Source organism: Angustibacter sp. McL0619 (genome assembly GCF_049994355.1).
Taxonomy (GTDB): Bacteria; Actinomycetota; Actinomycetes; order Actinomycetales; family Angustibacteraceae; genus Angustibacter.
Map to the genome: position 1 here is coordinate 3,462,514 of NZ_CP188257.1, position 11,938 is coordinate 3,474,451.

Annotated in this window: 11 protein-coding genes; 6 read left to right on the forward strand and 5 right to left on the reverse strand. The window is 70.7% G+C overall.

The window, feature by feature from the left end; genetic code table 11:
- Positions 1-90: 90 nt before the first annotated feature.
- The 5 genes from ACPPVT_RS16085 to ACPPVT_RS16105 all read left to right on the forward strand — a co-directional run bounded on the left by ACPPVT_RS16085 (position 91) and on the right by ACPPVT_RS16105 (position 6,316).
- Positions 91-1,587 (forward strand): APC family permease, encoded by a 1,497-nt coding sequence (locus ACPPVT_RS16085; protein ID WP_426561968.1) that lies wholly within the window; start codon positions 91-93, stop codon positions 1,585-1,587.
- A complete protein-coding gene (locus ACPPVT_RS16090; RefSeq protein WP_426561970.1) occupies positions 1,584-2,036 on the forward strand; it encodes a hypothetical protein in 453 nt (150 codons plus the stop codon). Before ACPPVT_RS16085 ends, ACPPVT_RS16090 begins: the two co-directional genes overlap by 4 nt.
- A gap of 5 nt (positions 2,037-2,041) precedes the next feature.
- Positions 2,042-3,409 carry a dipeptidase gene (locus ACPPVT_RS16095; protein WP_426567182.1) on the forward strand — a complete coding sequence of 456 codons (1,368 nt, stop codon included), beginning with the start codon at positions 2,042-2,044 and terminating at the stop codon, positions 3,407-3,409.
- On the forward strand, positions 3,409-4,929 hold the full coding sequence (locus tag ACPPVT_RS16100; RefSeq protein WP_426561972.1) for an MFS transporter: 1,521 nt from the start codon (positions 3,409-3,411) through the stop codon (positions 4,927-4,929). Before ACPPVT_RS16095 ends, ACPPVT_RS16100 begins: the two co-directional genes overlap by 1 nt.
- A gap of 85 nt (positions 4,930-5,014) precedes the next feature.
- Positions 5,015-6,316 (forward strand): DUF2254 domain-containing protein, encoded by a 1,302-nt coding sequence (locus ACPPVT_RS16105; RefSeq protein WP_426561974.1) that lies wholly within the window; start codon positions 5,015-5,017, stop codon positions 6,314-6,316.
- A gap of 3 nt (positions 6,317-6,319) precedes the next feature.
- Here ACPPVT_RS16105 and ACPPVT_RS16110 read toward each other — a convergent pair whose 3' ends face one another.
- From ACPPVT_RS16110 to ACPPVT_RS16130, 5 genes are read right to left on the reverse strand one after another with little or no spacing between them, the layout of a single operon-like run.
- Positions 6,320-6,970, reverse strand: coding sequence for a hypothetical protein (locus ACPPVT_RS16110; protein ID WP_426561976.1), 651 nt, complete (start codon positions 6,968-6,970; stop codon positions 6,320-6,322).
- Between the two features lie 50 nt (positions 6,971-7,020).
- Complete coding sequence (locus tag ACPPVT_RS16115) at positions 7,021-8,214, reverse strand: catalase family protein (protein ID WP_426561978.1); 1,194 nt, start codon at positions 8,212-8,214, stop codon at positions 7,021-7,023.
- Positions 8,211-9,623 carry a Dyp-type peroxidase gene (locus ACPPVT_RS16120; protein WP_426561980.1) on the reverse strand — a complete coding sequence of 471 codons (1,413 nt, stop codon included), beginning with the start codon at positions 9,621-9,623 and terminating at the stop codon, positions 8,211-8,213. The genes ACPPVT_RS16115 and ACPPVT_RS16120 overlap by 4 nt, the downstream gene beginning before the upstream one ends.
- Positions 9,620-10,885 carry a hypothetical protein gene (locus tag ACPPVT_RS16125; RefSeq protein WP_426561982.1) on the reverse strand — a complete coding sequence of 422 codons (1,266 nt, stop codon included), beginning with the start codon at positions 10,883-10,885 and terminating at the stop codon, positions 9,620-9,622. Before ACPPVT_RS16125 ends, ACPPVT_RS16120 begins: the two co-directional genes overlap by 4 nt.
- Positions 10,886-10,892: 7 nt before the next feature.
- Complete coding sequence (locus ACPPVT_RS16130; RefSeq protein ID WP_426561983.1) at positions 10,893-11,381, reverse strand: hypothetical protein; 489 nt, start codon at positions 11,379-11,381, stop codon at positions 10,893-10,895.
- A gap of 194 nt (positions 11,382-11,575) precedes the next feature.
- On the opposite strand from ACPPVT_RS16130, the gene ACPPVT_RS16135 reads away from it, so the two are divergent.
- Positions 11,576-11,938, forward strand: a complete 363-nt coding sequence (locus ACPPVT_RS16135; RefSeq protein ID WP_426561985.1) for a hypothetical protein — start codon at positions 11,576-11,578, stop codon at positions 11,936-11,938.

Below are 11,938 nucleotides of genomic sequence, written 5' to 3' on the forward strand. Positions count from 1 at the left end.
CCCGAAATGGGTGAGGACACCGCGAACGGCACCGATCTAGCGTCGTGTGACCGCAATCCCGCCGGGGGCTGCGCGAAAGGGGGCTGCGCGATGAGCGCGATGGACGTTCCGGTGCCGGAGCAGGGGCCCAGTCGGTCGGCGGCCGGGGAGCGCACGGCCGCGCGGGCCGTCCCCAAGAGCGCCTACATCTCCTGGCTCGCCCTAGCCTTCATGACGACCAGCTCGGTGGCCAGCCTGCGGGCCGCACCGACGATGGCGGTCTACGGACTGGCCTGCGTGTTCCTGTACATCGTCCCGGCGATCGTCTTCCTGCTCCCCCAGTCGCTGGTGTCGGCCGAGCTCGCCTCGGGCTGGAACGGTGGCGTGTACCGCTGGATCAGCGAGGGCATCTCCAAGCCGATGGGGTTCCTCGGCGTCTGGTGCCAGTTCGCCATGACGATCTTCTACTACCCCAGCCTGCTGGGGTTCGTGGCGAGCACCTTCGCGTACGTGATCAACCCCGAGCTCGCGACCAACGGCCTCTACACGGCGATCATCATCGTGGTCACCTTCTGGTCCGGCGTGTGGATCTCCTCGCGCGGCACCAAGGCGGTCGCCGGGCTCTCCAGCGGCGGGCTGATCATCGGCACCCTGATCCCGGGCGTGCTGCTCGTCGTCCTCGGCATGGTGTTCCTGGCCCAGGGCAACCCGTCGGCCGCGCCGATGGATGCCGCGCACATCCTGCCGCCGTGGGCCGGCGTGGCCAGCCTGGTGCTGATCGTGAACAACTTCCTGTCCTACTCGGGCATGGAGATGAACGCGGTGCACGTGTCCAGCCTGAAGAGCCCGGGCAAGGAGTTCCCCAAGGCGATGTTCCTGGCCTGCGGGCTGGTGCTGCTGATCTTCATCCTGCCGGCGCTGGCGATCTCCTGGGTGGTGCCGGCGGACGAGCTCAGCCTGACCGCCGGTGTGATGCAGGCCTTCGACGCGGTGTTCGCGAACTTCGGCGTGCAGTGGCTGACCCCGATCCTCGGCCTCATGCTGATCATGGCCTCGCTCGGCGGCATGCTCACCTGGCTCGCCGGGCCATCCAAGGGTCTGCTGCTGATCTCGCGCGAGGAAGGCTACCTGCCGCCATGGCTGCAGAAGCTCAACGCGCACGGCATCCAGCAGAACATCCTGGTCGCGCAGGGCATCGTCACCACGTTCATCGCGCTGCTCTACGCGTTCATCCCGGACGTGTCGAGCGCCTACTGGATCCTGTCGGTCATCACCACCCAGGTGTACCTCGTGGTCTACCTGCTGATGTTCGTCGCCGCCGTGAAGCTGCGACGCAGCCAGCCGGACCACCCGCGCGGCTTCAAGGCCCCAATGATCGGGCTGCTGTGCGTCGTCGGGTTCACCGCGTCGATGGCGGCCATGCTGATCGGCTTCGTGCCGCCCTCGCAGTTCGGTGACGGCTCGCCCTGGGTGTACTTCGCCATCGTGGGTGGCGGCCTGGTGATCGTCGGCCTGCTCGTGCCCTTCCTGTTCTACAAGCTGCGCAAGCCGAGCTGGCGCAACCCTGCGGACGCTGCCGCCGCAGCGGCCGAAGGAGGTGCGTCGTGAGCACCGTCCCGCAGGACCAGAACCCCCGCTCGCGATGGATCGTCTACACCACGGTGGGGCTGCTGTTCGTCGCGCTGATGATCGTGATGCTCACCCAGTACCGCGGCCAGCCCGACCCGCAGAGCGACGTGGCCCAGCAGAAGGCCCAACAGCTCGGCGAGGCCATCAACGAGGCCGGCTACCCCTCGCCCGACGTCGACTCCATCGCCCGGGTGCTGGGTCAGGACGGCGGCGCCGTCTGCGCCTCCCCGCAGGACGCGCTCACCCAGGGGCTGCTCAAGGTCACGATGTCCAACGGAGCGGCCGGCCCCGGCATGCGCCCGGTCAGGATCGACCGGATCGTCGTCGGCGGGCAACGGCTGATCATCCAGACCTACTGCCCCGAGCAGCTCGCCGACTTCGACGAGTTCGTCTCGACGCTCTCGTTCTCCGACACGGTGAAGAACTGATGGCAATGGACCTCGACGCGGTGCGCGGCACGGTGCACGGGCTGATGCCGCGCGCTCGTGCCGAGCTGTCCGAGCTGGTCGCCATCCCGTCCGTCGCGGACGCGCGCCAGTACCCGCCGTCCGAGTGCGCCCGGGCGGCGCAGTGGGTGCTGGACGCCTTCGCCGAGGTCGGGCTCGAGCAGCTGCGGCTCGAGCGCACCCCGGACGGCAGCGACGCGGTCGTGGGTCACGTCCAGGGTCCGGACGGCGCGCCAACGGTGCTGCTCTATGCGCACTACGACGTCCAGCCACCGCTGGACGACGCCGCCTGGCAGACACCGCCATTCGAGCTCACCGAGCGAGACGGACGCTGGTACGGCCGCGGCACGGCCGACTGCAAGGGAAACATCCTCATGCACCTGACCGCGCTGCGGACGCTGCGCGCACTCGACCCCGGCGGCGGCGCACCGTTCCCGGTCACGGTGCGGCTGGTCGTCGAAGGCTCCGAGGAGCAGGGCACCGGCGGGCTCGAGAAGCACGTCGAGGCCAACCCCGCCACCTTCGCCGCCGACGTCATCGTGGTCGCCGACACCGGCAACGCGGAGGTCGGCGTCCCGACCGTGACGACGACGCTGCGCGGCCTGGCGAACGTCGTGGTGTCGGTGCAGGCGCTGGCCGGCGAGGTGCACTCGGGGATGTTCGGCGGACCCGCCCCGGACGCGCTGGCGGCGTTGGTACACATCCTGTCCAGCCTGCGCGACGAGCGCGGGAACACCACGATCGACGGTCTGGACGCGACCGCGACCTGGACCGGTGTCCCCTACCCCGTCGACCAGTTCCGCAAGGACGCCGGCGTGCTGGACGGCGTCGACCTGCTTGGCGACGGGATGGTCGCGGACGTCGTGTGGGCGCGGCCGGCCGTTACCGTCCTGGGCATCGACTGCCCACCGGTGGTCGGCTCCGCGGCCGCCATCCAGGCGAAGGCCGCCGCTCGGCTGAACCTGCGGGTGCCGCCCGGGCAGGACGCCAAGGCGGCCCAGCAGGCCTTGGTCGCACACCTGACCAACGCCGCGCCCTGGGGGGTCAAGGTGACCGTGACCCCCGAGGCCGAAGGCCAGCCGTTCCGCGCCGCCACCGACGGTCCGGCGTACACCACGCTCGCCGCGGCGATGTCGGACGCCTACGGCCGCGACATGGCATCGGCGGGCCAGGGCGGCTCCATCCCGCTGTGCAACGTGTTCGCCGACACCTACCCCGGTGCCGAGATCGTTCTGCTGGGCGTCGAGGAGCCGGCCTGCCTGATCCACGCACCGAACGAGAGCGTGCACCCCAGCGAGATCGAGCACATGGCCATCGTCGAGGCGCTGTTCCTGGCTCGGCTGGGCGGGCACTGATGACCTCGACGTCGTCGACAGCAGCCGCGACCGCGGCCAAGGGCGGGGGCGTGCTGGCGGCCGCCTGCCTGTCCACGTTGGTGGTCAACGCGAACACCTCCGCCGTCACCATCCTGCTGCCCGCCATCAGCGAGGACACCGGGATGTCCGTGGACACGCTGCAATGGGCGGTCACCGGCTACTCGCTGGTCGGCGCCGCCGTCATCGTCACCTCCGGTGCGCTGGGTGACGTGTTCGGCCGCAAGCGCATCTTCCAGCTCGGCCTGCTGCTGTTCGTCGCCTCGTGCGTGTTGATCGCGTTGGCCCCCAACGGTGGCACGGTGATCGCCGGGCGGATGATCCAGGGTGCGGCCGGTGCCACGATCCTGGCCTGCGGGATGAGCCTGCTCTCGGTGGCCACCTCGGGTAACGCGCAGCTGCGCGCCATCTCGCTGTGGGGCGCCGCCTCCGCCGTCGGGGCCGCCCTCGGGCCGGTCCTGGGCGGGGTGCTCGTCGAGGTGACCGGCTGGCAGGGCCTGTTCTGGCTGGACGCCGGGATCGCGGTCGGGTGCATCGTGCTGACCGCCGTGACCGTGTCGGAGTCCCGCGACCCCACCAGGTCGCGCTCGATCGACCTCGCCGGCACCGTCCTGGTGGCACTCACGCTCGCGTCGCTGATCCTGGCGCTCAGCAAGGGCAGCGACTGGGGCTGGGCGTCCGCGGCCACCATCGGCTGCCTCCTGGTCGGAGTCGCCGCCGCCATCGGCTTCGTCATGGTGGAGCAGCGGGTCGACGCCCCGCTGCTGGACCTGGCGTTGCTGCGCAACCGGATCCTGGTCGGTTCCACGATCGCCATCCTGATCGGCGCGGGCACCATCAACGGTCTGATGTACCTGCTGAGCCTGTACTTCCAGGACCCCAGCGCCCTGAACTTCTCCCCCTTGCAGGCGGGCGTGGCCACCCTGCCCGCGGCCGCGGGTCTGGTCGTCATCGCACCGATCGTGCCGAAGCTGGCAGCTCGCGCCGGCGGCCGCAAGGTGATCGTTCTCGGCTTCCTGATCACCACCATCGGCTTCGTCGCCATCGGCTTCGTCGACGCCGACTGGAAGTACCGCGCGTTCCTGCTGCCGCTGATCGCGATCGCGGTCGGGATGGGGCTCTCGAACGGTCCGGCGTCCTCGGCGTCCACGGCCGCGGTGGCCCCCGAGCAGGTCGGCGCGGCGTCCGGGGTGTCGAACATGGCCCGGTACGTCGGCGCCGCGGTGGCAACGGCGCTGGCCGCGACCATCTACGCGAGCGTCACGGCGAGCGCCACCGCGGACGGCAAGAGCGCCAGCGTCGCACTGGCCAGCGGACTCGGTGCCGCGTCCTGGGTGATGGCTGCCTTCAGTGCCGTCGGGGTGCTGATGGGCGTCCTCGTGCGCCGTCACCAGCGCCAGGCCGGCACGCTCGCCGACTCGGCGGCGGCCGCCGCCGCGCATACCCACACCCTGCCCACCAGCGCGACGCCGAAGGTCCCGGAGGAGGGGGTGCGGGCCTGACGCCTGGACCAGCTCATCCTCGACCGCATCGACAGGGCGGCGTCGCGCCGTCAGTCTGGTGTGACAGGCTGCGATCGGAGTCGACGTGCGCCAGACCGGAACCCGGGACTACCTCAAGGGCGCGTTGTGGGTCTACCCCACGGTCGCGGCAGTACTGGCGCTCGCCGCCGGGTCGGTACTGAGCTCCATCGACGTCCCGCCGGGGTCCTGGCTCGAGCCGCTGCTGTTCCAAGGCACCGCCGACGACGCGCGTAGCCTGCTGATCGGCATCTCGGGGACGATGATGACCGTCATCGCGCTGGTGCTCGGCCTCACCCTCGTCGCGCTGCAGCTGTCCTCCACCCAGTTCTCGCCGCGCATCCTGCGGAACTTCCTGCAGGACAGGGTGAACCAGGTCGTGCTGAGCGTCTTTGTGGCCACGTTCGTCTACAGCACGGCGGGGCTGTACACGGTGGGCATCAACAGCGGTCGGCGTACCGACGAGTACCCGCAGCTGGCGGTCACCCTGGCGATCGCCCTGATGTTCGCGAGCCTGATCGTGCTGGTCTACTTCGTGCACCACATCTCGCACTCGATCCAGGTGGACCAGGTCATGGTGACCATCGAGAACCGCACGATGCTGGCCATCGAACACGACCTGCCCACGAAGGACGTGTACACCGAGGGGATCCCGTTGCCGCCCGCCTGGGCGGTCCCGGTCAGGGCCTACCGCTCCGGATACGTGCAGACGCTGCACCCCAGCTCGCTGGTGCGCGCCGCGAGCGCGGCCGGCGTCGTGGTCTCGGTCGTCCCGATGGTCGGCGAGCACGTGCTGGCCGACGAGCCGCTGGCCTGGCTCTGGCGACCGACGGCGGACGACCCGACGCCGGACCCGGCCGCCGTCGCCGGAGCGGTGCAGGACGCCGTGCGCATCGGCTTCGAGCGGACCGCCGAGCAGGACGTCGCCTTCGGCATCCGCCAGCTGGCCGACGTCGCGGTCAAGGCGCTGTCGCCGGCGGTCAACGACCCGTACACCGGCATCCAGGCGCTGGAGCACATCTCTGTGGTGCTCACCGCTCTCGCATCCAGGTCGCTGGGCAGCCAGCTGGTCCCGGACGACTCCGGTGCCCTGCGGGTGGTGCTCCGAGGGCGAGACCTGGAGTACCTCGTCGAGCTCGCCACCGGCCAGATCCGCCGGTACGGGCGCGACGAACCGCGCGTGCTGCAGGCCCTGCTGCGCACGCTCCGCCGGACCGGCTACTTCTGCCGGGACGACGAGGGTCGGGCGGTGGTGGCCCGACACGTCCGCCTCGTCATCGAGGCCGCCCGCACGAACGTGGGCCAGCAGGGGGACCTGGCTCCGGTGATCGAGCACGGCGAAGCCGTCCTGCGCGACCTGACCCGGTAGCCCTCAGTCGCTGGTGTGGTTGCAGACCTCCGGCGCACCCACCAGCTGAGGGTCCAGGTTGCGGTCGCGCAAGGGCTCGACGTGCACCAGGCCCGTCGTGTCCCGCAACGAGACCTGTGGCCGGATCGAGGAGCCCGGCTCGCAGGTCAGCATCACGACGGCGATGAACTCACCTTGCTGACCGGCCGGCACCGTGTCCGTGTCGGTCGGCGACACCAGAACGGTCCGGTTCACCGGCGCCGTCCCCTCCGGCCGCCCTCCGGTCACCACCACGACTGGCCGGTCACCGAGGTTGCGCACATGCACCTCGTAGGTCAGCACACCGTGGCCGCCGTTGCGGAACGACGACGTCAGCGAGGCGACGGCGACCACGGAGAGCCGGTGGCCCTCGGCGCCCTGCTGGGCCCGGTGGGCGCGATGCGTCGCCCACCCGGAACCCAGGGCGATACCGGCGACGAGGGTGAGGACCGCAAGGGCGGCGACCTGACGGGCCGACGGTGGGCGACGTCGACGGCGTCGACGGTGCGGACGTCGTCCGGCGACCGGCTCCGACGCGGCAGCATCCGGTTCGAGCTCCACCACGTCCGTGGGGTGCGGTGTGCCGAACTGCGGGTCGGCCAGCGGCGCTCCTGAGCCCAGGACCTCGTACCCCATGACTCGGAGTATGCGCTCGGATCGGTCCGGCGGCACCCGTGGTCGCGCTTTCAGTCCTCGAAGGTCTCCTGACCGGTCGGCTCGACGTGGTCGACGGCGTTCATCCGCTGGCGCAGCTTGGCCAGCTCCCAGTACATCCGCAGGCGGGCCCGGTTGGAGCTCCCCAGAGGGCGGTGCTCGGCCAGGCTGTGCCACGGGTTGTAGCGAAGAACGTCGGCGAAGCGCAGCTGGGCGTCGGAGTCGAAGCGCTGCCGCACCAGCCGCAGCTCGGCCACCGGGACGTACGGCGAGAGACGCTCGGGCCACTTCACGGTCGCGTTCTCCAGTGGCATCCGGTGCGAGTCGGTCTGCACCTGCACCATGAAGTCGAACGCCCACTCCCCCTCGTCGAGGGTGCGGACCATCGCATCACGAAGATAGTTCTCCGCCGCATGCACCGGGATCCGGGACCGCCTACGGTCCTTGGGGCGCAACGAGTACTGCACGGCCTGGCCCTCGCCGAGCAGGAACGGGACGTTGCTGTAGTACTGGTCCTCGAGCGGGTTCGCGTGCATCGGCGAGTAGAGCAGCTGCATGACCAGGTGCAGCCAGTGCCGCGGGTTGAACGCGTAGCCCAACGGCGCCTTGGCCCGCACCCAGCGCTGCATCTTCGCGTTCTCCCGGATGTCCGGGGTGACGAAGCTGGCCGGGGTGACCAGGATCAGGTCCTGGGTGCCCTGCTCGTCCTCCATCAGCTTCGGCCCTGGCACGCCCATCACCTTGATCCCCACCGAGCACTGGCCGAAGTCCTCGAGGTCGGGCGGGGCGTAGGGGCCGGGCCCGGAGAACCGCACCCAGGCGGGATACCTGCCGGGTTCGGCGAACAGCCCGTGCCGCAGCGGTTCTGGCAGGTCGTCCAGCACAGTGAACTCGGCGCGCAGCACGCCGTAGGTCTTGGTGTTGCCGAACCGCTGGACGGCGCCGGGCAGCCAGTTCTCGCGCATGAACTTGGCGATCTCGTCGATCACGTCCTGGATCAGCTGCTCCTCGCGGTCCAGCAGCTTCTCCTGCGCCAGCTCGAGGTGCTCGTTGCGCCGGAACAGGTTCTGCAGACCCTGGGCCGCGCTGAACAGCGGCGGGCGCAGCCAGCGGTCGAACCACCTGCGGTACAGGAACTCGAAGCGCCGCTCGATGTGCCACAGCCACAAGGTGAAGTCGCTCAACGGCCGCAGCACGTAGAACGTGAACCTGCCCTGGGGGTTCACCGCGGGTCCCCGACCGGACGCCCGGCCAGCTCGGCCAGGAAGCGCAGTGCCCCGAGCCCGGGCAGGAAGAAGTAGGAACCCCCGCGCACGTGCACGAACTGGGGCAGGTCGCGGTACCGACGTCGCAGCGGGACCGCCTGCACGCTGAAGGTCGCGCCGCCACCGTGCCGGACCCCGACGAGCGGGTCGGTGGCGTCGTCGAGCAGGTTGAAGCCCGGGTCGCCGAGCCAGCTGTGCTGGATGAACTCGAACTGGCGAGCCAGGTTCGCGTTGAAGCACAGGAAGTACAGACCGGTGCGCACGGTGCCGTCCGGGTCCTCGGAGCGGAACCCGCGTCCGCGGCGCAGGATGCGGTGCCGGTGGTTGATCTGGATGGACGCAGGGGTGCCGGGGCGCGGGTCCAGGCTGTCCCGGGGGTTGGCTCGGCGCACGTGCGCACCGATCGGGCAGGCCAGCCCGTCCGGATCCGTTGCCTGGTAACCGAAGTCGTTGCGGTCGCCGTGATCGGGGTTGTCGTGGTCCGGGTCCAGGACCAGTGGTGCCCCGCTGGGCCAGCGCCCGACGATCTTGGCCGCCAGGCGCTCGGCCGCGCTCGGGTCGCTGCGACCGGCTTCGTCGCGAGTAGCACGGTCCAGGTAGTCGCGGAAGCCGTCGACGTCCTGCTCGAGCTCGCGCAGTACCAGGTAGGACCCGTTGCGTCCCAGGTCCGCCGAGCCGCTGCCGTCGGCGTCGCGGGGCAGCAGCCGGTGCGGGTCCTGCTCGGCCGGCAGCAGCGGGCGCTCGGAGCGCTGGCCGTACTCGTTGCGGTATCCGAGCACGAACTCGCCGGCCCGGACGACGTCCGTGGCCCCCTGTGCGAGCGGCAACCCGGCGACGACCGGCTGGGAGATTCCGTCGTGGAAGCCGAACGGTTCGCGTTCGCCGAGGGTGTGCGTGTCGAGCTGCGCCACTACAGCCAGCCCGCCTGCCTGGGCCCGGGCTACCGCGGTGTCGCGCAGCGACTGCAGGCCGGCGGCACTGGCGGCGTAGAGCATCAGCAGGAGGTGCACCTCGGGGGTGCCCGGGCCACCCCACCTCCAGGTGCGCGGGTCGTCGTCCTGCACGTCGCCGAGCAGGCGGCTGCGGTACTCGGTGGCCATGCCCGAGGTGAACTGCTGAGAGAAGCCGCTCACCGAGCCGGCGAGGACCTGGATCCCCTGGGTGGTCAGCGCGAGGTGAGTGGCCACGTCGTCCGGCCGGGACGACGCCGGGGTGACCTGCTGCGCCCAGCGGGCCAGCAGGTTGCCGGCGGCCCGCCGGTCCTGCACGGCGAACAGCACGAACACCGCCTCCGGCAGGTTGGGGTACCCGCGCACCAGCAGCCCCTGGATGTCCTCCAGGTCCAAGGACTCGGCCTCCGTGGCGGTCACAGCGACGCCACCCAGCGCTCGGCCTGGGGCTGGTCGAGCTCGAGCCGCAGGCCCTCGCGCAGTGCCGCGTTGGCGTCCACCTTCGGGGCATGCAGTGTCGGGTAGGCCGAGAACCAGACCACCGTCGGCACCTGGTGGCGGCGCAGGTAGCGCTTGAAGGCCAGCTCGTCGTGCGCACCACCGAACAACAGCCAGCGGGTGCTGGGGTAGCCGACGCCGTTGCTGAACACCAGGTTGAGCCCCCAGGCGAGCCGGTCGATGAAGTCGTTCATGTAGCTCTCCTGGCTGCCGTCATAGCTGCTCGCGAAGACCAGCCTGCGGCCGTCGTCCAGCGGCACCCAGCGGGCGAAGTGCAGCGTGCGGACCCCGGCCAGGGTGTTGCGGGCGAAGAACCGCCGGTTCGCGAAGTCGAGGCCGGCCAGGGCGACGCGCATCGTCACCCGGCGGACCAGGCCCGCCTTGACGAACCCGATCGCGGTGAACGGGTTCTGGGTGGCCCAGTCCTCGTACTGCTCCACGTCGTGCACGTGCTTCGGGTCGACGGCCCCGGTCTCGGCGACGTCACGTCGCTCGTGCAGGCGGATGGCCACCAGGAAGACCACCAGCAGCGCGAGCAGCAGCGGCAGCAGGACGATCGCGAGGACGGCGAGCCCCGCGACCATGGCGATCGACACCAGCCTGGTCGGCGCACCGCTGCGGTCGGCGCCGTGCAGCGCCCACGCCAGGTCTGGCCGGGAGCGCACCTGCTCGCGCAGCCGAGCGTGCACGGCGAGCGCATCGCGGCCGGCACCGAGGTCGTCGTCGGTCATCTTCTCGAGCTCCTCGCGCAGCCGGGCCTCGTCCCTGACCTGCTGGAGGCTGCGGCCCCTGGTGTGCACGTAGACGGCTGCGGGAGAGAGCGCGTGCGCGCTGAGCCAGCCGACCCGGTCTTCGACGGACGGCTCGGCCGGGTAGTCGGGACTGCGTCCGAACAACGCGTCCAGGCCGTGCCCGGCGACCGTCGCCAGGTCCTGCAGGTGCCGATGCTGCGGGAGGTCGACGTCGCTCATGTACACCAGCGACGGGGCGATCGTCGCGCCGTCCGGGTCGCCAACCTGCTCGAGCACGAACACCCGCGCGAAGTGCACGCCCGGCAGCGACGCAAGCGGGAGCAGGACGCCCGACTCACCTTCGGCGCGGATCTGCCGGAGCAGCTCGACGACGGCGGGTACGGCGTCAGGCGGCAGGGGTGCGTGCACGGTGACCGCCGACTGCCGCGGCATCTGCGGCTCAGCTACGACCGGGGTTGCCGCGCAACGTGAACCACGCGACGCGTTTGTGCCAGGTCCACACCACGCCCAGGTACAGGCCAGGTGCCACCAGCCGGATCTCGTCCCGGACCATGCGCGCCACGAAAGAGGTGCGCGAGTAGTCCAGGACGACGCACTGCTCGCCGTCCACCCAGCTCGGCTCGTGCGCCAGTCGTGCGGCGATCAGCCGCAGCCGCAGCGGGGTGATCTTGTTACGCAGCATCCGTTGCCGGCCGTTGACCACCTTGCCCTGCCAGGCAACCGCGTAGGCCCCAACGGCTATCGGCTTGGCCAGCACCGTGCCGGGAAAGATCAGCACCGTCCCGCGCATGTTGCCGTCCGGGATCGCGCCGGGCGGGCTGGCCCGGAACAGCACGTCCAGCTCGGCGTTGCTCATGGCGAGCAGCGCGGACTCGTCGATCAGCGCAGTCGACTGCGGCTCGGGCTCTCCGGACAGCTCTGCGGCCATCGAGGTGCTCCTCTCGCCGGCCCTGCGGGCGGCGTCCCGCCGAACGCGCCCACGATCCTCCGGACCTCAGCCGGTTGTAAAGAAGAGCGTGCAGCTGATCGGCTGATACCGGCAGCCTGAGGGACCGTTGACAGTGCGTGTGGGCGCTGAGAGTGTGGCCACACCTGCAGGCCGCCGGGGAAGGGGCCGCTGCCATGGACCCGACTCTGGCCCGGAAGGCACTCGCGACGGTCCGGCTCGTCAACGGGACGCTGGGCTTGCTCGCCCCCCAGCTGCTGCTACGGCGGCTCGGGACCGATCCGGACATCGACCGGTCCGGCTACTACCCGTTCCGCATGTTCGGCATCCGGACCCTGGTCATCGGGGTGGAGCTGCTGGTGCTGAAGGGCGACCAGCGCCGCCGGGCGGTGCGCCTGGCCGTGCTGATCCACGCCAGCGACACCGTCTCGGCCGCACTGGCCGGCATCCGCGGCGACCTCGCCCGCAAACCGGCGGCCGTCACCACCGCGATCTCCGCCACCAACACCGCACTCGCGATCATCGCCACCCGGGAGTAG